The following is a 24,705-nucleotide window of genomic DNA, read 5'->3' on the forward strand; positions in this document are numbered from 1 at the left end:
ATTTTGAGCACAAATGTTGATTGGAGTGGAGGGCGCGAGACTCCTGCGGGAGCAGCGGGACAGGTGAGACCCCGCAGGCGCTTTAGCGCCGAGGAGGCTCACCGCCCGCCCCGCGGAAAGCGAAGCGCCTGGAACGGAAATCAACATTCACTTTTAACATAGCCTTCATATAAAAAAAACTGCCACTTATCCAGTGGCAGCTTGCTTTAGTGAAAGGGGAATTCGGACGATGAATTCACTTCCCTTTCCTATTTCACTTTCTACTGTTATTGAACCTTCATGTGAGGTGACAATCCAATGGGCAATGGAAAGGCCCAGACCGACACCGCCTAATTGACGGGAACGATGCTTATCAGCTCGAAAAAACCGGTCAAAAATCTTTTGCTGGTCTTCCGGCTGAATGCCTAAACCGGTATCTTTAACCTGAAGGAGCCAATGTTTGTCTTGCACTGATACTGTAACCGATACCTGACCATTCGCAGGTGTATATTTAATCGCGTTATCCAATAAAATGTAAAACAACTGCCTTAGCTTTTCAATATCGCCAACAACCTGCAAGACATGCGGAATATTCGCAGTTACTTGAATGTCCTTCTGTTTAGCGACAGGCTGTATTGAACGGATGAGCTGCATAGCTATTGGCGCAATATCAAATGGCGTCATATTCATATTTGCCACACCGGAATCAACGCGTGCAAGCGTTAACAGATCTCCCACTAGCTTTGTCATCCGTTTCACTTCATCTTTCATATCGTCCACTACTTGCCGGGAATAATCTGAAAAATGATTTTCTTCCTCTAAATCTAACACTTCAAGAGAGGTATAAAGCACGCTTAATGGCGTTCGCAGCTCATGTGAGGCATCAGCGACAAATTCCCGTTGACGTTTGAACGATTGGTGGACCGGAACCATGGCCTTTTTTGCCATTTTGTGGCTGATCCCTAAAGCAACTAGAAAGAAGGATAAAATCAGTCCTACTAGAATCCATAACAAAATTTGTAACAGCCTATGGTGGGAAGTTTGGTCAATCCCAACGTATACAATCGCCGTTATTTTGTTTCCTATATAAATAGGCTGTCCGGCAAGCAGGATATGAATCGTGTGCCTTTTAAAATGCTCATCATGGGCATGTCTTTCACCTCGATTAGGAGGGGGTGAGACGGTAAATTCCTTCGATCGTGTTTCTCCCTCCCTCGGGACCCAGCCGCGGATGCTATCGGTAATCGATTGACTTGGAGAAATCCGGCTATTCCCTACCAGCACTTCCCCAGAGGTATTGACAATTGAATAATAAAAGAGTTCTTCATTGCCTGACATTAATAGATCTTCGCGCGGATTATCCGATTTAGTTTGCAATTCTTCTTGATAGTAGACCGTTTGGTGAATCAAATTCTGTAATGTCTGCTGTTCCTGATAGGCCATTGCGGTATATAAAAGCAAATAGACAATCCCAGCAAACAGACAAAGGAAGATCATCAGCAATCCACTATTATAAAGTGTTAAACGCTTTTGCGTCCGGTTTAATACATCCCCGCCAACAATGCTTTGAACGATTTTGCGTAATTTATCCTTCAAGTTTATACCCTACCCCGCGGATACTATGAATGATATCCACGTCCAATTTTTTTCGTAAAAGCTTCACGGTTGCATCGACAATTTTATACGAAACATCGGCATCATAGCCCCAGATGCGATCAAGGATAATTTCCCTCGTCAGCACTTGTCCTTTGTTTTGCAGCAGCAAATCAAGCAATTGAAACTCCTTTGGGGACAGCTGAATCTCATTTCCAGCGACCGCTAAGTTCCGGCTTGTCCTGTTCAATGTAAACTGGCCAAATGAAACGGATTCCTCCTGAATAGGAGCAAAATTACGACGTGACAGTGAACGAAGACGGGCTAATAGTTCATCGATTTCAAACGGCTTCACCAGATAATCATCCGCTCCTGCATCAAGACCTTCGACCCTGTCCTGGACGGCATCCTTCGCGGTTAGCATTAAAATCGGGCCGCCATATCCTTCTGAACGAAGCTCGCGGCAAACGGAAATACCATCCTTTACTGGCATCATCCAATCTAGAATAACCACATCGTAATGGGAAGCAAGCGCGTAATCATACGCATCCTCTCCTTGCTCAACCCAATCGACACGGTAACCGCCCTTTTTTATAAGCATGTGTGAGATTAGCTGTCCAAGCCGTGTATCATCTTCGGCCAGTAATATATTCAAATACCCTCACCCTCCGCAATTTGCTTTTGTGAATGCTGCCTCTCTGCTATTTCAAAAATGCCCCATGCCGCCAGTGTCAATAAAGCCGGTAAAATAAAGGAGCTCCCTGCGTGAATAAGAAGGGCAATCAGGGAAGCGTTACTTACCCAAAAGTGGACTTTCCTCGTGTATTTGTTCTTTATTCGTCTGATTAAAAATCCATATACTCCAACGGTTAATAGAAGGAGAAATGCGGCAATACCGTTCAGAACGCCCTTACCTGTTAGCTTTTCCGTAATCAGATAATAGGCGCCATGCGCGGTACCTAGAATTAAAATACCATAGCCAATTACATTATGCACACGGAATAAAAGCTTGGAAAACTTTTTAATAAACGGGTAGGAAGATTTTAATTTTTTCTTAAATCGCACCCAGGAATACGTAATAGCTCCACCGATAATCGCAATCGTACCGAGCTTGTTGAAAATTCCCCGAAACGAACTCTGACCCTTTGGGTGGAACCCGCCTTCTGGATGGTGTCCATGGCCGCCGGGACCGCCAGTTGGTGTTAGAAAAAATTCATACGCTATTAATGCCGCACAAAAAAACAAAACGATTATTGCCGGAATATAAACCTTCCACTTTCTCATCATAGTCAACTCCATTACCTTTAATAAAACCATCATAAATAAAAAAAGTGAAAAGAAAGTGAAAATAGGACAAGGAGCCTGTCCATGTCCCTTACTGACTTCTTGGTTCTAATTGCTTCATTGCCTCTTCTTTATTAATATTAGGCTCCATGTCACCTAAGTAAAGAAGTGTACCAAACATTTTCTCTTTATCGCCCAAAGTAACGGTCTTGTTTGCGTATTGAAAAAGCGGGCTGCTTTCTGGGGATTCAATATGATTGGACAGTCCTACTGCATGAAGCAGCTCATGAAGGATGAGCGAATTTCGATACTCTCTTGTGATTTCCTTATCTGTTCCAATTAGGATGAAGGATTCCATCGTTCCATAGACAGCATTGTGTATTGCCTCCATTTCAACGCCCCACGCATCATCCCACTCTACAGAATAAATGCTAAAGTTTTCAATTGGTGTAAAAACCATTTTAATGGCTCGTTTGAATTCCGGATTAGGTTTATTTTCTTGAATTTCCATTTTATACGGGAAAAAGGTTTTCAGTTCTTTAATTGCCTTTTCAACCATTTTAACATCGTCTTTGTTGTAGTCCCCATCCAAGTGGATTGCCACATTCCCGGTAAATTTTATTATGCTGGGTACATCATTTTGAAAATAATAGTCCACAAAATCATTAATAGCTTTTTCTGAAAATATCCGCTCATCAATAGAAAATGAGATTTTTCTCGTTGCTGTTAATCCGTTGGGCTTTGTGGCTGTAATCATTAACGTATTTTCACCAGGCTGCTGAATTGGCTGATCCATGGAGATCTCTTTCCCATTTAATGCAGCTTTGTATGTGACATCTGCCACCTTATCAAGTGTAAACATGGCCTGTTTGAAATACACCGGTTTAATCCGTTCCTTTATGAGCGGTTCAGCCGGGGGCTTATCATCCACTTCAAATGAATAGGAAACCTTCTTCTTTTTCCAAAGAAACGCTGACTCCCCTTTAAGTATGTAGCTTCCATTCTCTTTTACCGCATAATTTGGATTTATTTCATTTCCATTTAGAGTAACACGGGTGGTCGCAAAACTTTTCTCCCAATGAATGACCGGATGGGCAGCATAAACTTTCCCATTTTCAATACCGCTGAGTTTAATAGGAGGCTCGATAAAAATAGTAAAAACAAATAATAGAGCAAATAGCCCCACCAAAAACACACTTAAAAAAAGCAAAAACAGCCTTCTTTTCATTCACGCGTTCACCTCATTATGGGACATGGGGACCGCGTCCCAATTGATAACTGAAACTGGTACGAGGAGCCCGCCACCTTATCCCTTATTATTTTGCCCCACGATATAATTCCCGGCTCTTGTATCCCTGACCCAAGATTAGTTTCATTTCTTCTCGTCGTTTTTCTTTGGTCGCTTCCTGTTTAGCACTGTACACATATCGAGCCCAATCTTTCTGGTACCCTGGAGTGAGTGACTGATAGAAAGCAAGTAAATCCGGAGTATCTTGCAAATCTTTTTCTACCTCTGGAATCATTGCTATATAGTCGTCTACACATTGACTTGCTTCTGTAGATACTTGATTTTTGCCTCGAGAATCCTCTTTTAGACCGACAATCGTAAAGACCGTATCTAATCCAACCATCCGCGAAAATTTGATTGTACTTGACCCAAGATAACCTCCTCCATCTGCACCCAACCCATCTAATAAATCATCGCGATGGATAAACGTTGAGTAAACTTTATTCCCCTTTTTGGGATAAGCTAAATAAAGATAGCCGTTTTTATTTAGATACTCCTTTTGGATTACCTTATTTACGAGTTCTTTTAATGACTCCATATCAAGCACAAAAGCAAAAATAAGATCATATTTACTATCTGCAAGCTCTGTATCATAATCTGCTAACTCCGCTAAATAATCCGCACCGTCTGGCACATTCAGCACCGCTATTTTTTTATACTTTTGTAAGTTTAGTTTTTCCACAACTGTTTTAGCCATCTTTATCCACCCCGCCTATTTATTTCTAATACTTTTGAAAGTTTAGTTTTTTCACTACTGTTTTAGCGATCATTATTTTCCCACATAATACTGGTTATAAGGGGAGTAACGTTCGCCCTTTATAACTATTCTAAATTACTTCTAGCAATTGTAAATAAATTTCGACTTAAGAGTGATAATAATGAGTAAGGAGTGATTAATATGAGTCAGACCAAAAACAATAAGCCCTTAATAGAATTAACGGCAAACGAAGTATCTAACCTTTGGTCTTCCTATTTAAAGAGCAGTATGGAACAAAGACTATTCGAATATTTTTTTGCAAGCACAGAAGATAGCGCAATAAAACAAGTGATAGAAAAAATGCTACATCAAGCTAAAAAGAACATTCATGAACTCAAGGAGATTTTTATCCAAGAGAATCTTTCTATTCCTCATGGTTTTACCGAAGAAGACGTAAGGATTGACGGACTCAAAGTATTTTCCGATACCTTTATTTTGTATTTTTGCTTTGATCTTACACACCTTTCGATGAGTACATATCCAGTTGCAATATCTGATTGCACCAGAAACGATGTTCGAGAGCATTTTCAAGTAAACATTGCATTTTCCGTAAAAATCCAGAATGAAATCGTAGACTTAATGGGATCCCTTGGAGTATATTTGAAGCCTCCACAAGTAGAGATGGATAGTGATGTAGAATTTGCTGATACCATGATCTTTCTCAATGGTTTTTTTGGTGGTTCAAGACCTTTAAACGCCCCTGAAATCGCCAATTTATCTAGGATTATCCATAGAGCACAGTTTTCAAAAATGATTTTTGTCACTTTTAGTAAATTAGCCAAAGCAAAAGAGGTAAAACAACATTTTAGTAAAGGTAGAGATGGAATCGAAAAAGTATTAGAATCACTTCAAGAAGTTCTTGAAAAAGAAAATATTCCGATGTCAGCTTCAGGGGACTATAAATTTTCCGAAGTAGAGATGTCTCCATTCTCCGATAAGTTAATGTTGTTCTTTGTGAATACTTGTCTCGGAATATTCTGTTTCGCCATGATAAGTCAATCCATGACTTCCAGCTTAAGAACGGATATCGTTTCTAAATTGGAGAAAATATCAGACAATATGAAGAAGTATTATGGATTAGGTTTACTTTTAGCAATAAAAGAAAAATGGTTTGAACAACCTCCTCAAGCAGTAGATAGAAAAGTTTAGTTAGAGATAATAGCTTATGTAAATAAACAAAAACTCAAAACCGGCATCAACTTTAGTTCGGTTAACTCCTATTAATAAGAAAGACCACCTTGGTCCACCATCATTTTATTAATATTCGAAGCTGGCTGGCCCGCTTGTAACAGCTGCTTCATCCTCATCATATAAGGATGAATATGATTAAAATACTTTTTATAGGATTTACACAAATAATTTAGCCCGGGCTCATTTTGCTCTGAAACTAGAAATCGATGTTTGGGACATTCTCCATGGCAAGCGAATCGAACCTCGCAATTTCTGCACACGGAGGGCAGTGTCTCTCGTTTCTGCTTTCCAAAGGCATGTTGTGATGGCAGATTCATTAGATTCATTAAGCCCTCAGTAATATTTCCCAATTGATAGTCAGGATAAACGTAATGATCACAAGAAAACAGATCACCAGTATGTTCCATCGCGACAGCACGCCCACACTCTTCCGAAAAAATACAGATAGGGGACGGGATTCCTATCCAGGAGGCTAATGCCCATTCAAAATTCATGACATAAACTGATCCTACATCGTACTGAACCCACTCGTTAAAAATTTCAATGAGGAACTCCCCATACATTTCTTGTTCTACTGTCCAAGGAGTGACCGTTTGTTGATTTTCTTCCATTATTAGAGAAGGTGGTGTGGCATGGTTTAAGGAAAGCACTAAGGCTCCTTCATTCACCTCTCTTTCTACAATCGGGATAAACTGTATAAATTGAATGTCTTGTTGCTTAAAAAACCGATAGATTTCCAGCGCTTTATAAGCGGAATACCTTGTGACACAGGTAAGTATGTTAAAGTCGACGTGATGTTTCTTTAACAGCGACAGTGCCATCATCACCCGTTCAAATGTCGGTTTTCCCCCACGATCAATCCGGTACTGATCATGAATAGGCTCAGGTCCATCTAAACTTAGACCTACCAAAAAATTCTGGTCCGAAAAGAATTCACACCATTGTTCCGTTAATAATGTGCCATTCGTTTGAATCGTATTGGTGATGTGCTTCCCGTCCGCATACTTTTTTTGCAGAGAAACAGCCTTACGAAAGAAATCTATGCCTATTAAGGTTGGTTCGCCTCCCTGCCATGCAAAGACAATTTCCGCTGTATCTTGGGAGTCGATATACTGTTTAATATACGACTCTAACACCGCATCAGACATTCTGAAGGAGTGGCCTTTCGGAAAATAAGCTTCCTTTTCGGTGTAATAGCAGTACTGACAATCGAGATTACAAATCGGACCCGTTGGCTTAGCAAGAATGTGGAAACTGTTGTCCTTACCCAATTTATTACTCCCTTTCTCTAAAGGATCAAAGAAAAATAATTGTGCCATTTATATTAATGTATATGGGCTCTCTTTTTTCCTTCTTCAAAAACTTGCTATATTCTTGATCATCATCAAGTTCAATAATTACTCTCTCAATATGCCCACTAAACGGATATTCCGGGACGGGGTAGTTAGGACTCACTGATGTTAATTGATCCCGGCCGATATCCATCCCTTCAACAGAAATCACAAATGGTAAGGTACGAGGCATATACAATGTGCCCACCTGTTGACCATCGATGTAGAGCTTGCCCGTTCCTTCACTAAATATTTTTCTAATAAATTCAAATCGGATCGTAGAATAACCAACGGGTACTTCAACATTCGATTGTATTTTATAGACAGTACCTACATAGTTATATTCATAAAATAAATAATTATCTTTTATATAGAATGTATAGCCACTTGAATGATTGCCATGGGCTATTAATACACCTTCTTCTTTACGATTCGATCGAAAGATTGGAACCGTGATCGAGTAAGAAGAAAGGGTTACTTTTGGAGCAGCAGTTGATGGCAAATGAGCCATTCCCGGATAGAAAATAAATATTGTTCTTCCTTCTTGCAAGCCCTCATACCCTTTTCTAAACGGATTATCATCTAAGGGGAGGACTCCGTACTTCGTAGCCTCCTGCCACCATATTGCTTGAAGCTCTGTTAATTTTCGTGGATACTTTGCTGCTAGATTATACTTTTGCGAAAAATCTTCCGTTACATTGTATAATTCCCACTCATCTTCATTAAAGGGTATACCTGTTTCATGATAAGTAACAGCAACCCACCCATCATGCCAAATAGCCCGGTGTCCAACCATTTCAAAATACTGCGTCTTGTGCTTTGATGGAGCATGCGGCTCTGTAAAGGTATCCTTCATACTCACACCATGCATCGGCATCTGTGGAACGCCTTCATATGCTAGAGGAGCATCCATGTTTAGGAGGTCTAATATCGTAGGAGTGATATCAATGGCATGATAAAATTGCGAGCGAATCGAGCCAGGGTCTGGAATACGTTGTGGACATTGGATGATGAGGGGGACATGCGTCCCACCATAAAACGTATCTTTCTTATAATATTTAAACGGTGTATTACATACTTGCGCCCACCCTTTCGGATAATTAGGGCTTGTCAAAGGTCCGCCGATTTCATCTAGATGATCAAACATGACCTCTACGTTTTCTTCAATTCCATTAAAATAGGCGGTATCATTTATGGAGCCATTCAAGCCGCCTTCCTGACTTCCCCCGTTATCGGAAAGTAACACAAGAATGGTATTGTCTAGCTTGTTTTTTGCTTTTAGAAATTGCAGCAGTCGGCCAATTTGCTGATCCGTATGGGTCAGAAATCCTGCGTACGTCTGTTGGAATTTGATAAACAATTCTTTTTCTTTCGCTGTCAGTTCGTCCCATGGCTTAATCCCAGGGTTGAGTTCCACGAGTTCTGTAAATGGCGGAATGATGCCCATTTTCTTTTGCCGCTCGAACCGTTCTTCCCTAATCAGATCCCAGCCCTTATCGTAAACGCCCTCATATTGATCGATAAATTCTTTTGGTACTTGGTGTGGCTCATGCTGCGCCCCAAAGGCTAAATACAGGAAGAAGGGCCGATCAGGAGTAACAGAGATATGATCCGTCAGAAATTCCAGCGTTTTATTAACTAGGTCCTCTGATAAATGATATTTTGTTGTATTAGGTTTGTTTACACGATGATTATCGTATACTAAATCTGGCGCATATTGATCCGTCATCCCTAATAAAAAGCCATAATAGCGCCCGAAGCCTTTTGAAAGTGGCCAGTTTTCAAAAGGGCCGCTTGATGCTGCTTCATGACCAGGAACCAGATGCCACTTTCCAACCATATATGTAGCCATCCCATTCAACTTTAAAATTTCCGCCATTGTTGCAGCCGTATTGGAAATTCTCCCTCGTTTATTCGGGTATTGAGGTCCCCAATCTATCTCCGTTACAAGTCCCACCCCGACCGAGTGGCAATTACGACCTGTTAGCAGACAAGCTCGAGTAGGAGAACACAAAGGAGTTACAGTAAAATTATTGTACCGCAGGCCGTTTTCAGCTAATGAATCGATATTAGGTGTTTCAATCTCCGAACCATAGCAGCCTAAAGCCGAGTAACCCACGTCATCTAGAACGATATAGATGACATTCAGACTCTCATCCCCTGTTCTATTCCCCATTTCCATCTGTCCTTTCAAACGGAATAATCGTACAAGTTGCAGAGACAATGGCTAATATAATACCTAATTTATTAAAGAGACGGTCTTATTATGAATAAGAATAGTGCAAGCTACCTTTACAGCAACAGAAAAAAAAGCGCCTGACCTCCAATGTGTTAAAGCGTTAGCACATCAGGGTCAGGCACTAGAATTCAATCACTATGTTATTTTATCCACGCACCATCTGAACCAAGCTTATATCCTTGAATAGTTGTGTTTGCGGCCATTTGTCCGCTAACATACATGTAGTACCATTTTTTGCCTGTCAATACCCAGCCGGTTTGCATTGCACCTTGGTTATCCAAGTAATACCATTTCCCGCTATTTAACAACCAGCCGGTCTCCATGGCACCACTATTCCCCAAATAATACCAAGTGGATCCAGATTTAACCCAGCCCGTTTTCATCGCACCACTTGAATCAAGGTAATACCATTTGCCAGCGTCTATTAACCAGCCGGTTTTCATCGCACCATTTTTTTCTAAGTAATACCAAGTGGAGCCAAGTTTTACCCAACCTATTTTCATTGCACCACTTGAATCAAGGTAATACCATTTGCCAACGTCTAATAACCAGCCGGTTTTCATTACACCATTTCTTTCTAAGTAATACCAAGTGGATCCAAGTTTTACCCAGCCTATTTTCATCGCACCACTTGAATCAAGGTAATACCATTTACCAGCATCGAATAACCAGCCGGTTTTCATTTCGCCATTCTGTTGCAAGTAATACCATTCGTTCTTATCTTTTAGCCAGCCAGTTTTCATCATACCTGTTTGTGGATCGTAATAATACCACTTGCCAGCTTTAGAAACCCAGCCTTTTCCGCTGTCTTCACTGCTTGGTATGTTTTCATACTCGGCTTTTAATGTAACCTTATTTGCTGGCATCGTAAATGTAAATGGATCTGCAGAAAACTCAACATTTTCAAGACCTGTCGCCGTCCACTTTACAAACCTTTGTCCGCTCGGACCAACAGCCTTCACAGTAACTTTCGAGTCCTTCTTAATCTCAGCAGGACTGTTTACCTCATTTCCGTCTACCGTAATGATTCCTCCATCTACAGTCAAAGAAGAGGCAATCCCGTCTTCTACAATCAAAGGTATGGTGTGTTCAGAGGAATTCAAGTCGTTAAAGGTAATAACTAAATCAAATGTCCCTGGAACTAAATCGTCGTATCCAGGTAACTTGATGATGTCATCCCAACAAATCTCAAGCAGCTCCTCGGGTTGACCATTTCCTGTGCTTGGGAACCAATATCCGCCTTGGGCATCAAGAACTAGTTTATTATCCTTCATAATCTTGACGCTTTTGACCGCTTTTCGATAGTTCTCTGGTTGAATTCCGAGAGCGCCTTCTCCAAAGTCTACCGTTACCCCAATATGTTTTTCAACTGCCCTGTTGTAATAGGCACTTGTTGAAACAAGGCTTGGAGCAACACCAGAAACGGAATCCGAAAGCTTGAATGTGACGTCAATCTTGTGTACTTCACTAACATTTTCAAAGGTATACTCGCCTGCCGCAGCCGCTTCAGGATTTTTTTCTCCGTCTATTTTCACGGTGTCAATTTCATAATATTTATTTGGTGTGAATATAAACTTTTGACTCTTTCCACGCTCGACTAACACATTTCCTTCTGGAGAAATCGTCCCTCCCGAACCTGCCGATGTGATAATCGTGACTAAGTTATCTTCAGCTCCCTCTCCACCAACATCAATCACCCTAGGTACAGGAACGTTATTCGTTGCATCCCAATCCCAAACGTCCTTAAAGTCCCATCCCAAGGCCTCGAATGTTGCTTTCTTTGTAAAATCAGATGCCGTCTTTCCGGCAAATGCAGGGACAATTCCTGATGGCAGTCCACTTGTGCTTAACTTGTCACTGTTATAGTAGTTCATTTGGTCTTTTTCGATAATCGGTCTGCTGCCAGACCAGTAGCCTGCTATTTTTCCAGGAGTAACCCCATTTACTTCATTGGCCACCATATTGCCATTTAAAGTTTGGAGTAGAGCGCCTGAAGATCCCCCCATATCACCAACAACGGCACCGGAATAATCATTTCCGCCTGTGACCGAACCCATTACAACGTTATTAAGGATAACATTTCCAGTTTTTTCGTCTTTGACGGTCAGCGGCGAACCTGAAGCATTAAAGTTTGTACTTCCAATCAAGCCTCCAACTGTATTGCCATGAATATCTGCATGAACCTTAGAATTTTGCAAAGTACCAGCATGGAGTGTACCTGCAATTCCCCCTATATTGCTGCCGCCAGTTACTTTTCCATCCACATAGACGTTTTCAATCGTGCCTGTGGAAGTCCCTGCAATGGCGCCTGTGCTATTGTTTCCGGTAATATCAACATTCACCAATTTAAGATTTGCTACTCTGCCACCTGTGCCTATATAAGCAAAGAAGCCTGTGCTATTGTTGTTACTCTCGATTCTCATATTGCTTATGGTATAACCATTACCGTTAAATGTGCCTAAAAACGGCGTTGGAGTGGTGCCCCCTCCGATTGCAGAAAATGGCACATTACTCAAATCAATATCTGCAGTTAACACGTATTTACCGTCAATCGGATAGGCGGATGTGCCAAACCCTTTTGACAATGCATCTAGTTCATTTGCTGTTCCGATTTTTACCGTAACTGTGCTGCTGCCAGCAAGTGGTGTGACTTTAGCAGTGGCAGCACTTGTTGCTTCTCCGTTATAAAAACCTGTTCCGGTGGCAACACTGCGCAAATACAAACCTACATCTTCTGCTTTAATGGTATATTTCGATGATGTTTCTCCTGCAATGGTTGTCCACTTCGTGCCATCGTTTGAGCTCTCCCATCTGAAAGATGCGGCAGCACTTGATGGAGTAATGGAGGCATTCAGTGTTTGTCCTTCTTTCGCAATACCTGTGATGGCTACATCTGTAATGGTCAATTCATTAGCATCTTTTGGGACTGACGGATAATTCCATGATGCTAAATTATGGGTACGTGGTTTGTTTGTAACCAGTGCGTTGTCATCCCCTGTAACCAAGTTCCCTTCTTTATCGTATCCTCTGCTTGTTACTCTGATTTCATTTGGTGAAATAGAAATATTCGAAAATCCTAGACCAATTGGCCGAACATCTACATAAGCTACCTTTTCGGGGTCCCTTTTGTTACTTTCGAAATAAGGTCCGCGTCTGTCGTTATTTCCAGAATAGCTTGTGATATAGGTTGTTCCGTCACCGTAAGTCTGCGGTTCAATGTTTGCACCATTTGCATAAAGCTTTGTACGGACATAGAGATGATCGTGTCCGGCAAGCACCACATCAACTCCAGCTTCATCAAAAGCGTTTGTCCAGGATGCCACAGGGTTTGCCATACGATATCCGAAAAGAGTTTTGTGGATAACAGCAACACGCCACTTAGTAGGGTTTTGTTTAACCACGGACTTCATCCAGTCCTGCTGAGCCTTTATTTGCTCTTTGCTGCTTTGATCCTGATAATCCATCATCATGAAAAGTGTATCGCCATAAACAAAATAGTAGTTGCTTGACGCAAACTGACTTTTGTCTAACCCCGATACCATTCTTTGAGTACCGTCACCGCCGCCGTAAAATGACGCGCCGTTTTTAGGCGGATTGTAGCGTCCCAAAAGGTTTTGCAGCGTTGGGTCTACCGAGTCCCAGCTGTTATTCGGGGCCCAGCTATTGCCTGCACCGTCGTACTCATGATTTCCTGTCCCTGGATACAGCGGCACACGGGCGAACTTATCGGCATTTGCCTCAAAAAAAGTATCCCATTGCGAGGTATCGAAAGCATAGGAGACCTGGTCGCCTGAGCTCAGTATAAATGAAGCATCCGGGAAATCAGTAAATGCTTGGTTGAGAGCTTTGTCATTGTGACTAGAGTCAGGTGCAGCATGTACGTCAGTAACCCAGTTAAAGTTAAATGTATCAAGATTACTTGCAGGTGTTTTAAAACTAGCCGGTGATTCTACGCTGGTGACATTCATGGAACCGTCACCAACGGAATATACATATTCCGTACTGGGCTCAAGTGTGGCCGTTTCCGCCTTATGGCTTTGGATTGGCGCAACAGAGTACTCGGTCCCTGCTCCCTTATAGTTCGCATTGGCAAGCGCGCTTGAAAGATCTACTGTGTTATTTGTTCCTACAACAACATTTGTAAACTTTCCGCCATTGCTTTCAAAGTCTGATTTTTTAGCATAATAGAGCTGCGTTGTTTTTGTTGTTACAGGAGTTACCCAATTAAAGCGTGCGAGATACTTGCCTGACTCTTGATTAAACGAATCATACAAGAAGGTTACAGAGGTTGGTTCCGTACCGCCGCCTTTCGGCTGGGTAATCTTATCCTCTGATTTTGTAATCGTGAAGTTATCGATGACACGAAATGGATTCTCAGAGCCTGTAGCTTTATAGTACGCATTATAGGTTATAGCATTGCTCGTAACCTCTACCTTGCTGTACACACCTGGTGCATAAATTTTACCGCCGCCCGTACCTGTTTTATCAATGCGAAGGTCATAAAAATAATCATTCCAAGACGTGTCACGGTTGTCGAGGCTGTAACCGTAGTTATATACCGTTCCCCCTATTACATAGGTAGGTGCTTCGCCGAATTTTGCATTTTCAATGCTTCCTGTGCCTGCTGCAGTAGAGGTTGTCTTTAAAGTGGTTCTGGCATAGGCATGTTCATGTCCATGGAATACCAAATCGATGCCTGCATCGGTCAGCTTTTTACCAGTTACATTGTCGATATTATAGTGACTTGCACCTGGATCGTAGGGTGGAACATGAAAGTATACTATTTTCCATGCCTTCGAGGTATTTGCACTTTCTTCCTCCAAAAACTTCCATTGGATATCTTTATCAGTGGACGAAGCATATGAATTAAGTGAAATAAACAAGGCATCTCCATATTCAAAGGAATAGACCGTCCCATCAGCAACTGAAGACAACCCATCTGGTTTATGTAAAGACGTATGGTTAAATCTTGCTTTATACTGCACAAAATCTCTGTCATAGGATGCACCGTCATGATTACCTGGAGTTGCCATGATTGGCAGCGTATCTAAAAGGTTTTGAGCTGCATCAAAGAATAACTGCCATTGATCTGAAACATGCCCATCCTCTACCACATCACCCATATGAAGAAGAAATGCAGCATCCTGTTCATTCTCCTTAATATAGTCGTATAACTTGGCAGTGTTATCAAACGAACTAACAGATGTTCCCTGTGTATCCGGAGTGATGACAAAAGAAAACGGCTTGTTTGCAGCAGGATCCGCAGGTGCGGTAAAACTAGCAATAGCGCTATATCCGCCGCTTGAGTTGCCAACTTTGTAATAATATTTTGAATCAGGAGTAAGATTCTGAATCACAACATTAAAGGAATTGATCGCTTTAAAGTCAGTCCGCCTATTCTCTGGAAAAATATCTGAGGCAACTGGAGTAGTCTTTGTGGCGCTTTTTTTCACACCATCATCCAAGTTCGGTGACGTTCCATAAATAATTTCTGAATTGGTCACCGCTGGATCAGTTACCCAATTAAAACTCATCGCCGATTTACCTGAATCCGCCCCTCCGCCTATACTTATGGCAATTTGTGACGGAATTCCCGCAGGTGCTGCTGCTGATGCTGGCTTAGGCGTTACAAGTCCAGCGAAAGCTAAAAGCACTGCTAAAAGTACTGAAATTAGTTTTGATAGTGATTCTTTTTTTCTGGTCACTCTTATTAAACTCCTCTCATTTTGGCCATTGATTTTTTCTGGTACTCCTCCTAAACTCCTCTCATAAAAGATACAAATTTTATTATCTCAACAGAATGTTAATTTTGATGGGTATTTATATTAATTGGAGGTAAATATTGTTAACTTTGAGTATTTTCTGGAAAGTATGATTCCGATGCTGAGCGTTCAAAAAAAGGAGGTCTCTCTGAAATTTGAGAGACCTCCTTCTAAAACAATGTAGCCAAAAAGCATACTTCCGGTAAATCACAAGTGAAAATAAAAATAGGACAAGAAGGCATATCCAATTGTCCCTTTAAATATCTATTTTTCTCTAATTCAATTCCCCTAGATACAAATGGTTATAAATTTTAAATTTCCAGACCCTTTAAAAATACATTTTTCCCCATAAAATAAACATTTTTTGATAAAAATATATTCTTGGTAAATATTAATTTAGTATCTTTTTCCAAATAAATTTCATATAATATATCTAAATGATATATATCTTTTAGTTAGGATGGATTACTTTGGAACATTACACTCATACAACATATGCCATTCTTGGTATTTTAACTACGGAATGCAAGTCTGGCTATGCTATTAAGCAGCTAATCGATCGAAGCTTAAATCACTTTTGGAAAATTAGTTACGGCCAAATATATCCGACATTAAAAATAATTGTCAAAGATGGATTAGCAGAAGTCCATATTTCTTCACAAAAAGGAAAGCCTGATCGAAATGAGTATTTCCTCACTTCAAAAGGAATCGAAACGTTAAAAAACTGGTTGGAAGGACCAATTGATCAAATTCCCATTGAACGAAATGAAATTTTGCTTAAATTATTTTTTGGGCGCTATCAATCCAAGGAAAGCACAGTATTCCTCCTCGAAGATTATAAGCAAAAATTAGATGCTCGTTACCAAACATATGAAAGTATTGAACAGGCCATTTCCAAATACCAAGATAATGGGGAGGATTCGTTGTATTGGTTGTTTACATTAGATTATGGAAAAAGAGTAACAAAGGCTGCAATTGACTGGTGTACCTTTACTCTTGAAAAAATTTCAGATCAGGAGGAATAATAATGGCTAAGAAAATCTATTCTGGGCGTTATACAACTGAAAATCAAGAGGACATTGTCGTCTTCATTATTGGTATGAGGGTGAACAAGCGCTTAGCACTGCATAAGTGGCTTCCAGTATTTAATGCCATGCCGGGGATGATTAAAGAGCTATATACGAACAAAGATGCATTAGGCTTTTTATCGATGGAAAGCTATTTTGGCTTTAGAACGACGGTCATGATTCAATATTGGCGTTCAACTGAAGACCTTCTTTCTTATGCAAGAAATGAGAAACACTTGAAAGCATGGGAAAACTTCAATAAAAAAGTAGGCAACAACGACGCTGTGGGAATTTATCATGAAACTTATAAAATTAATAGCGGTAATTATGAATCAATTTATGGAAATATGCCACTTTACGGGCTTGGAAAAGCGTTAAAACATATCCCGATTACTAAAAGTCAAAATTCCGCTCGTAATCGGCTTAATAGTAACGATGCAAACAAGAATAAAACTTGGGTGTAGTTGTAGGACCTAAAAACGCCTGTACTTGTGGTACGGTTCACCGCGATTTATCAGTAACGCCTTCTAAATCTCTTCAGCTGATGCGGGTCACGAAATCCACAATTTTCCGCCGACAATTGCCGCCTAAAACAATTGGAAGAGATGGAAACCATCATGATTGCGCTCGTTGTCGCAATTGATTGTGTGAAGGCTGACGAAGCAGCTGCTTTAGAATCATGTCGATGGTTTCGACTCGATTCAATTCTCATTAATAGGGCCGGCAGAGCCGGCCCTATAGCAACTTTTATACGATTTTATTTCTTAAATAACTAGAGATAAGGTCAATCACCGTAACCATGACATTAATGCCCAAAAGAATAATCCCTACACGATTCCAGTCCGTAGAAGACTTGTTTGCTTAGGGAACAATACAAGGTCAACAACTATGTACGCTCCGCCGCTATCCTGGGTGAAATCAGAGCAGAAGGAATCGGGACCCCGCTCATCTTCGCTTTAACTTCGAGTACTAAGCCGTTAAATTTGTCGGTTACGGCATTTTTTTTGCAATTTACTTCATTATCCTTTTTCTTGATACAAAATACAGTGTATATCCACTTAGTGTTAAAAGAAAACCTAAAAGAAGTAAATCGTATTGTGAGGATGCCGTGTTCGGCAGACTATGTTGTTTGCCTTTATCTACTGTTTTTTTTCCATTCGAACCATTATGAGATTGGCTATCTTCAGGGTTGGCAGCTCTGGTTACATGGATGGAATAAATTTTTGTCGTACCGTCTTGTGCTGTTACTAGAATCGTGATGGTATTCTTTCCGACTTTTAATGGAATTACAGCTTTTCCGTTCAATACTGGCTCACCATTGATTTCGACTGTAGCGGTATCATCCGCAAGTGTTACTGAGAGATCAAAATTAGTAGTCTCATTTCCAACATTCAAGTTGTAGTCTGTTTTTGCAGGTTCAAACGGAATAGAAACATTACCAATAGTTAGTTTACTTAAATCAGCGTTGCTAGATTTAGCTCGATTCACTGTAATATTGTAAGTTTTAGTTGTCCCATCTTGAGCCGTGACGACAATGGTAATAGTGTTATCGCCTGTGCCCAGGTTAATCGGGTTGGAAGCTGATCCACTTTCGACACCCCGTCCATTCACTGTCACCTTGGCGAAATCGCCAGAGACGGTAGGAATGAATGCCATATTTTTCACGTCATTAGGAACACTAACCGTGTAGCTGGTCGTTCCCGAGTTAAAGTCCGGAGATAACGTTCCGTTACTAATCGTTAAATTACTAAGATCCGCATTACTAGACTTCGCTCTCTTCACCACGACGGTATAAGTTTTCGTCGTACCATCTTGAGCCGTGATGACAATCGTGATAGTGTTATCGCCCGTGTCGAGGTTAATCGGGCTAGAAGCCGATCCACTTTCGACACCCCGTCCATTCACTGTCACAGTGGCGAAATCGCCGGCGACGGTAGGAGTGAAGGCCATATTTTTCACGTCATTAGGAACATTAACCGTGTAGCTGGTCGTTCCCGAGTTAAAGGCCGGAGATAATGTTCCGTTACTAATCGTTAACTTACTAAGATCCGCATTACTAGACTTCGCCCTCTTCACCACAACGGTATAAGTTTTCGTCGTACCATCTTGAGCCGTGACGACAATGGTAATAGTGTTATCGCCTGTGCCCAGGTTAATTGGGGTAGAAGCTGTTCCACTAAGAACACTGATTCCATTCACTTTCACAGTGGCGAAATCGCCAGCGGCGGTAGGAGTGAAGGCCATATCTTTAACATCATTAGGAACACTAACCGTGTAGCTGGCTGTTCCCGAGTTAAAGGCCGGAGATAATGTACCGTTACTAATCGTTAAATTACTAAGATCCGCATTACTGGACTTCGCTCTCTTCACCACAACGGTATAAGTTTTCGTCGTACCATCTTGAGCCGTGACGACAATGGTGATGGTGTTATCGCCTGTGTCGAGGTTAATCGGGCTAGAAACCGATTCACTTTCGACACCCCGCCCATTCACGGTCACAGTGGCGAAATCGCCGGCGACGGTAGGAGTGATGGCCATATCTTTAACATCATAATTAACACTAACCGAGTAGCTGGTAGTCCCCGAGTTAAAGGCCGGAGATAATGTTCCGTTACTAATCGTTAAATTACTAAGATTCGCATTACTGGACTTCGCTCTTTTCACCACAACGGTGTAGGTCTTTGTCGAACCATCTTGAGCCGTGACGACAATGGTAATAGTGTTATCGCCCGTGCCCAGGTTAATCGGGGTAGAAGCCGATCCACTTTCGACACTCATTCCGTTCACTTTCACAGTGGCAAAATCGCCGGCGACGGTAGGAGTGAAGGCCATATTTTTCACGTCATTAAGAACACTAACCGTGTAGCTGGTCGTTCCCGAGTTAAAGGCCGGAGATAATGTTCCGTTACTAATCGTTAAATTACTAAGATCCGCATTACTGGACTTCGCTCTCTTCACCACAACGGTATAAGTTTTCGTTGTACCATCTTGAGCCGTGACAACAATGGTGATGGTGTTATCGCCCGTGCCCAGGTTAATCGGGTTAGAGGCCGATCCACTTTCGACACCCAGTCCATTCACGGTCACCGTGGCGAAATCGCCGGCGACGGTAGGAGTGATGGCCATATCTTTAACATCATAATTAACACTAACCGTGTAGCCGGTCGTTCCCGAACTAAATGTCGGAGATAATGTTCCGTCACTAATCAATAAATTACTAAGATCCGCATTACTGGACTTCGCCCTCTTCACCACAACGGTGTAGGTCTTCGTCGAACCATCTTGAGCCGTGACGACAATGGTAATAGTGTTATCGCCCGTGCCCAGGTTAATCGGGGTAGAAGCCGATCCACTTTCGACACTCTTTCCGTTCACTGTCACAGTGGCGAAATCGTCGGCGGCGGTAGGAGTGAAGGCCATATTTTTCACGTCATTAGGAACACTAACCGTGTACCTGGTCGTTCCCGAGTTAAAGGCCGGAGATAACGTTCCGTTACTAATTGTTAAATTACTAAGATCCGCATTACTAGACTTCGCTCTCTTCACCACAACGGTGTAGGTCTTCGTCGAACCATCTTGAGCCGTGACGACAATGGTGATAGTGTTATCGCCCGTGCCCAGGTTAATCGGGGTAGAAGACGATCCACTTTCGACACTCTTTCCGTTCACTGTCACAGTGGCGAAATCGCCGGCGACGGTAGGAGTGAAGGCCAAATCTTTCACGTCATTAGGAACACTAACCGTGTAGCTGGTCGTTCCCGAGTTAAAGGCCGGAGATAATGTTCCGTTACTAATTGTTAAATTACTAAGATCTGCATTACTAGACTTCGCTCTCTTCACCACAACGGTGTAGGTCTTCGTCGAACCATCTTGAGCCGTGACGACAATGGTAATAGTGTTATCGCCTGTGCCCAGGTTAATCGGGGTAGAGGCTGTTCCACTAAGGACACTGATTCCATTCACTTTCACAGTGGCGAAATCGCCGGCGACGGTAGGAGTGAAGGCCATATTTTTCACGTCATAAGGAACACTAACCGTGTAGCTGGTAGTCTCCGAGTTAAAGGCCGGAGATAGTGTTCCATTATTAATAAATAAACTATTTAAATTAGCATTGTTGGATAGATTACGGGTAACTGTAATCGTATAAGTTTTTTGAGTGGTTCCATCCTGTGCTTTTACTATGATGGTAATCACATTTGGACCAACATTAAGTGGAAAAGTAGTAGTCAATCCGCTTGTAGCGCTTTTCCCGTTTACCGTGACCGTAGCTTTGCTATTGGCAGTGGTAGGAGTCACACCAATATTGTTTGTATTGTATGGAACATTTACCGTGTAACTAGTAGTCGACGCAGCAAACGATGGTGACATAACCCCTTGATTCGTCGTTAAATTACTTAGATTAGCATTTGTACTAAGAGTAAATTGCTGGGTAAGGATTTGTCCTCGATATCCAACCGTAACAAATTTCCCATCTCCAAAATTAACGTTATTAAAGGTTTCTCCTGGATAAACAGGGTTTCTCTCATAACTCCATGTCTTGCCATCAGGACTAGATTTAATCACACCGGCGTCCCCAACAGCAACAAACTTTCCAGCACCATATGTGACGCCATATAGAACTTCAGCAATAGGTGTGGATCGTTGGGTCCATGTAACTCCATCAGGTGATGTTAGAATCTTTCCAGGATAACCTACTGCGACAAACAAACCATTTCCGTATGTAAGTCTGAGGAGCATATCTGTAGTATAGTAGGAAGTTTTCATCCAAGATATTCCATCCGAGGAAACATAAAAACCATTATCTCCCATTGCGACAAATTTATTATTTCCATACACTACTCTTGTAAGGTGTTCGGTTGTCCCCGACTTTATAGGTAACCAGTTGACCCCATTATCAGTTGAAGTGACAATACACCCATCGGTCCCAACAGCAATCAACCGTTGTCCATTGGAAGCAATGGACAATAAGGAAGTACAGGCTCCGGAAAGTCTTGTAGTCCAAGTAATACCATCTGCGGAGGTAGCAATATTGCTTACAGCATCGCCCACACCAATCCATTGATTCTCACTATAAATAGCTTGATAACCTGCTATTGGGGAGTTGGATTGATTCCAGTTATCTCCATCCGATGATGTATAAACACCGTAATGTGAAGTAGCTAACCATTTTCCGCCTCCGTAGGCAACATTTCTTAATGACCGCTGGTCTTCTGTATAGTGTGGCGTCCAATCTCCAGCGGCATGTGCAACAGGAGTAAAGGTAGAAACAAAACTAGGAAAAATAAGTGAAAAACATAGTAGTAAGGTCCTAATTTTTCGTTTGAATTTCATGAAAGACCTTTTTACCAAATCATTACCCCTTTCTTTGCTATCAAACTATTATTTTCTGTATTTTCCACAACCCCTTTCGTACTTTTGACATTAACCAAAATTCGACTTTTCCACCTAAAAGCCTAGTAAAATCATACCTAATTTGTAAGGATTATTCCAGTGTTAATTTTCAGAAAATAAAAAAAATACCTTGTGAATATCATTGGTTATCTTAGTTTTTTATAGAGAGAAAGGAGCAAATATTTTCATATTATGCGTTAATGAACCGATGTTGACCTATCGTATATAGAGTCGCGATAATTACAACAACAAAGGCTAGCACGGAATCTGTGCAAGCCTTTGTTGTTAAGAAATTATTTACTGATCTCAACGAGCAAGGAAATACTTTAGTGGCTGTGCTTACGGATGGTGACAGGAACTCATATTTTGGGGACTGGTACCGCGTCCCAATTGAAAAAAATGAGACAAGGAGAGTCTGTCTCCATGTCCCTAAATTAGATTAATGTTTTGACCTGGTTTGAGGAAGGTGAGAAGTGGCAGGTCTTCTTCTATTACTCTTCCAATTACGTTGACACGCTCATCGGCTGGCAAGTCGTGAAGGGTGATTTGGACTTCGCCGCGATAGCGCCCGTAGCGGTCATTGTCTTTCGTGATCGTGCCTACAGGCCGCGCCCCCGTATGCTCAGGGACGACCGCATCTGTACTTCTCGTATCCATCAGCCGAAGAACATCACGGGAAAAATCCGGGCGAAGCTGGAACTCTCCCGTTTGAAAGCCTTCGATGCGGATTGCAATACGAGTATGACGATCAAACTCGATTAATTTTTCCAAAAGGTCTGCACTAACCTCGGGATCGCCGATATAAACATCTTCGACACCGGCCCGGAACAATTCCAGCGCCGCAATAAATGGATCTACTTCACGATGGTCCTCGAGAGTGGGCAGCCCTTCAAACAGCGGACCGCGTTTCTCACCGTCACCTGGAATATAAGCACTGACCGGAATCCCATACCGTATAAAAAGCTCATTTTGCGCGTGGAAAAAAGATTCAGATAATCCTGTTTCACGCCTCGGATAGAAATTATGCCAGGCGAGCAGCTGACTTGCCGTTAACCCGCCTGCAATCAGAGCCTGTAAATCTTCTTCAAACAAAATACTAGCATTGAGCGCAAGCTTGAAATCCTTCGCCAGGCTCAAAATCGTTTCATGCTCAAAAAAGTCATCTAAGCGCAGCCCGATTACCCCTAAGGATTTTAACTCCTCCAAACTCTCCAATCCTAAATGGGCAGGTGTCCGCGCCGATACATCTGCATAAACCTCGATCCCAGATTCCTTTGCAGTTTGCAGCAACTGTCTAGCGCGGTCCGCTAAATCCCCGGACTCTTCAGGAATGTGAAGCGAGGTAAACGCTCGCTTCACACCTTTTTTCCCGGCAAGTTCGATCCGAGCCGCAGCTTGAGGATCATTTAAATAAAAGGAAATGCCAATCACTCAAATTCACCAGCCATGTCGTCTTTGAAACCGAATAGGTACGTAAACAAGAAACCGGCTGCATAAGCAATTAATACCCCTAATAAATAAAGGAGAACTTGACCTGTTACCACTAGGAACGCAAGCGGTAAACCAGATACTCCGATTGCGACCGTAGCGATTTTGAACGCTGCTTGGAAGGCTCCACCGACACCGGCTCCTAGACAAGCGGTTAAGAATGGACGGCCTAGAGGAAGAGTTACACCGAAAATTAACGGCTCGCCAATTCCAAGAATACCTGCTGGCAGACCACCGCCAATCGCTCTTTTTAAGCGAGTTTTCTTCGTCTTAAAGTAAATCGCAAACGCAGCTCCGACTTGCCCAGCACCACCCATTGCTAAGATAGGGAGAAGCGGGTCAATGCCTGTTGAATTAATTAGCTCAAGATGAATCGGTGTTAAGCCCTGATGTAAACCAGTAACGACGAGCGGCAGGAAGGTTGCCCCGAGGACAAAGCCTGCTACTACACCACCCATATCAAGGAGAGAGGTTAAGCCTTTTGTGATAATATCCGAAACCAATCCACCAAGCGGCATAAATACAAGATAAGTAACAATACCAGTAACCAATAAAGCAACCGTTGGTGTGATAAATAGATCAAGTGATTGTGGAACAAACTTACGAACTCGTTTTTCGACAAGTGCTATAAAAATCGCCGCAAACAGAACGCCGATCAAACCGCCGCGTCCAGGAAGCAAATCCGCTCCGAACAATTTAATTCCCGCAACAGCTGGGTTAATAATTAAAATACCGGCAAGTGCCCCAAGTGCTGGTGAACCGCCGAATTCCTTCGCCGCATTAATACCCACCAAAATTCCAAGGTAACCAAATAATCCGCCGCCAATGACCGTTAAGATGGTCGCAAGCTGTGAATCCCCTGCCAGCCATCCAGCCTGAATGATTGCTTTTGTAATCCCGGTAATTAATCCGGAGGCCACTAGTGCTGGAATTAATGGAATGAAAATGCTTGAGATTTTTCGTAAAAACAGCTTAAATGGTGTCGCATTCTTTTTATTGATTTCAGACTTTGTGCTTGCCGCCTTCGCTTTCAAATCAATCCCGCCGGCTGCATCTACTAACTTACCAAACTCTTCTGTCACTCTATTAACTTTTCCAGGACCGAGAATAATTTGGAGTGTCTCTTCTTCGACCACCCCAAGTACTCCGTCAATTTTCTTAATTGCCGCCTTGTTGACCTTCGACTCATCGTTCGGAGTCACGCGAAGTCTTGTCATACAATGTGTGTAATTGCCAATATTCGCTGGTCCGCCTAATTGTTCAAGAATCTTTTCGGCTAATAGTTTGTTCTCTCCAGCCATGTTACTTCCCCTTCTCTCTGTTGTTAATTTTTTC

14 protein-coding genes and 1 pseudogene are annotated in these 24,705 nt (G+C 42.0%); 3 read left to right on the top strand and 12 right to left on the bottom strand.

Features of this window, described 5'->3' with window-relative positions:
• Positions 1 to 186: 186 nt before the first annotated feature.
• The 5 genes from ACIQCO_RS05800 to ACIQCO_RS05820 form a co-directional block, all read right to left on the bottom strand.
• Complete coding sequence (locus tag ACIQCO_RS05800; RefSeq protein WP_400426689.1) at positions 187 to 1,575, bottom strand: sensor histidine kinase; 1,389 nt, start codon at positions 1,573 to 1,575, stop codon at positions 187 to 189.
• A complete protein-coding gene (locus tag ACIQCO_RS05805) occupies positions 1,565 to 2,227 on the bottom strand; it encodes a response regulator transcription factor (RefSeq protein WP_400426690.1) in 663 nt (220 codons plus the stop codon). Before ACIQCO_RS05805 ends, ACIQCO_RS05800 begins: the two co-directional genes overlap by 11 nt.
• Positions 2,224 to 2,856, bottom strand: a complete 633-nt coding sequence (locus tag ACIQCO_RS05810; protein ID WP_400426691.1) for a hypothetical protein — start codon at positions 2,854 to 2,856, stop codon at positions 2,224 to 2,226. Before ACIQCO_RS05810 ends, ACIQCO_RS05805 begins: the two co-directional genes overlap by 4 nt.
• Before the next feature lie 91 nt (positions 2,857 to 2,947).
• The gene (locus tag ACIQCO_RS05815; protein ID WP_400426692.1) at positions 2,948 to 4,084 is read right to left on the bottom strand and encodes a hypothetical protein; all 1,137 of its coding nucleotides are present in this window, start codon (positions 4,082 to 4,084) and stop codon (positions 2,948 to 2,950) included.
• 88 nt (positions 4,085 to 4,172) lie between these two features.
• Positions 4,173 to 4,841, bottom strand: a complete 669-nt coding sequence (locus ACIQCO_RS05820) for a YdeI/OmpD-associated family protein (protein ID WP_400426693.1) — start codon at positions 4,839 to 4,841, stop codon at positions 4,173 to 4,175.
• A gap of 201 nt (positions 4,842 to 5,042) precedes the next feature.
• Here ACIQCO_RS05820 and ACIQCO_RS05825 point away from each other — a divergent pair, with 201 nt between their 5' ends.
• Positions 5,043 to 6,050 carry a DUF3231 family protein gene (locus ACIQCO_RS05825; RefSeq protein ID WP_400426694.1) on the top strand — a complete coding sequence of 336 codons (1,008 nt, stop codon included), beginning with the start codon at positions 5,043 to 5,045 and terminating at the stop codon, positions 6,048 to 6,050.
• A 71-nt stretch (positions 6,051 to 6,121) separates the two neighbouring features.
• Here ACIQCO_RS05825 and ACIQCO_RS05830 read toward each other — a convergent pair whose 3' ends face one another.
• The 3 genes from ACIQCO_RS05830 to ACIQCO_RS05840 form a co-directional block, all read right to left on the bottom strand.
• Entirely contained in the window at positions 6,122 to 7,363 is a 1,242-nt protein-coding gene (locus tag ACIQCO_RS05830) for an anaerobic sulfatase maturase (protein ID WP_400426695.1), read from the bottom strand.
• Between the two features lie 25 nt (positions 7,364 to 7,388).
• Positions 7,389 to 9,599 (bottom strand): sulfatase-like hydrolase/transferase, encoded by a 2,211-nt coding sequence (locus ACIQCO_RS05835; protein WP_400426696.1) that lies wholly within the window; start codon positions 9,597 to 9,599, stop codon positions 7,389 to 7,391.
• A gap of 203 nt (positions 9,600 to 9,802) precedes the next feature.
• The gene (locus ACIQCO_RS05840; RefSeq protein WP_400426698.1) at positions 9,803 to 15,367 is read right to left on the bottom strand and encodes a metallophosphoesterase; all 5,565 of its coding nucleotides are present in this window, start codon (positions 15,365 to 15,367) and stop codon (positions 9,803 to 9,805) included.
• A gap of 527 nt (positions 15,368 to 15,894) precedes the next feature.
• Between ACIQCO_RS05840 and ACIQCO_RS05845 the strand changes: the two genes are divergently transcribed.
• Both ACIQCO_RS05845 and ACIQCO_RS05850 read left to right on the top strand, forming a co-directional pair.
• Complete coding sequence (locus ACIQCO_RS05845) at positions 15,895 to 16,449, top strand: PadR family transcriptional regulator (protein WP_400426699.1); 555 nt, start codon at positions 15,895 to 15,897, stop codon at positions 16,447 to 16,449.
• A gap of 2 nt (positions 16,450 to 16,451) precedes the next feature.
• Positions 16,452 to 16,955 carry a DUF4188 domain-containing protein gene (locus tag ACIQCO_RS05850; RefSeq protein WP_400426701.1) on the top strand — a complete coding sequence of 168 codons (504 nt, stop codon included), beginning with the start codon at positions 16,452 to 16,454 and terminating at the stop codon, positions 16,953 to 16,955.
• A gap of 283 nt (positions 16,956 to 17,238) precedes the next feature.
• Here ACIQCO_RS05850 and ACIQCO_RS05855 read toward each other — a convergent pair.
• From ACIQCO_RS05855 to ACIQCO_RS05870, 4 genes and pseudogenes are all read right to left on the bottom strand, one after another.
• Positions 17,239 to 17,343: pseudogene (locus ACIQCO_RS05855) on the bottom strand (phosphonate ABC transporter, permease protein PhnE); the annotation flags it as partial.
• Between the two features lie 159 nt (positions 17,344 to 17,502).
• Complete coding sequence (locus ACIQCO_RS05860; protein WP_400426703.1) at positions 17,503 to 21,822, bottom strand: beta strand repeat-containing protein; 4,320 nt, start codon at positions 21,820 to 21,822, stop codon at positions 17,503 to 17,505.
• A gap of 489 nt (positions 21,823 to 22,311) precedes the next feature.
• Positions 22,312 to 23,313, bottom strand: a complete 1,002-nt coding sequence (locus ACIQCO_RS05865) for a MupG family TIM beta-alpha barrel fold protein (protein WP_400426705.1) — start codon at positions 23,311 to 23,313, stop codon at positions 22,312 to 22,314.
• The gene (locus ACIQCO_RS05870; RefSeq protein WP_400426974.1) at positions 23,310 to 24,671 is read right to left on the bottom strand and encodes a PTS transporter subunit EIIC; all 1,362 of its coding nucleotides are present in this window, start codon (positions 24,669 to 24,671) and stop codon (positions 23,310 to 23,312) included. Before ACIQCO_RS05870 ends, ACIQCO_RS05865 begins: the two co-directional genes overlap by 4 nt.
• Positions 24,672 to 24,705 lie beyond the last annotated feature (34 nt).

The organism is Neobacillus sp. NPDC093127, from assembly GCF_044754175.1.
Lineage (GTDB): Bacteria > Bacillota > Bacilli > Bacillales > Cytobacillaceae > Neobacillus.

Bases quoted from the DNA above. Each gene is read 5' to 3' on its own strand.
- ACIQCO_RS05810 (WP_400426691.1), bottom strand. From the start codon at position 2,856: ATGAGAAAGTGGAAGGTTTATATTCCGGCAATAATCGTTTTGTTTTTT.
- ACIQCO_RS05815 (WP_400426692.1), bottom strand. From the start codon at position 4,084: ATGAAAAGAAGGCTGTTTTTGCTTTTTTTAAGTGTGTTTTTGGTGGGG.
- ACIQCO_RS05820 (WP_400426693.1), bottom strand. From the start codon at position 4,841: ATGGCTAAAACAGTTGTGGAAAAACTAAACTTACAAAAGTATAAAAAA.
- ACIQCO_RS05825 (WP_400426694.1), top strand. From the start codon at position 5,043: ATGAGTCAGACCAAAAACAATAAGCCCTTAATAGAATTAACGGCAAAC.
- ACIQCO_RS05835 (WP_400426696.1), bottom strand. From the start codon at position 9,599: ATGGGGAATAGAACAGGGGATGAGAGTCTGAATGTCATCTATATCGTT.
- ACIQCO_RS05850 (WP_400426701.1), top strand. From the start codon at position 16,452: ATGGCTAAGAAAATCTATTCTGGGCGTTATACAACTGAAAATCAAGAG.
- ACIQCO_RS05860 (WP_400426703.1), bottom strand. From the start codon at position 21,822: ATGAAATTCAAACGAAAAATTAGGACCTTACTACTATGTTTTTCACTT.
- ACIQCO_RS05870 (WP_400426974.1), bottom strand. From the start codon at position 24,671: ATGGCTGGAGAGAACAAACTATTAGCCGAAAAGATTCTTGAACAATTA.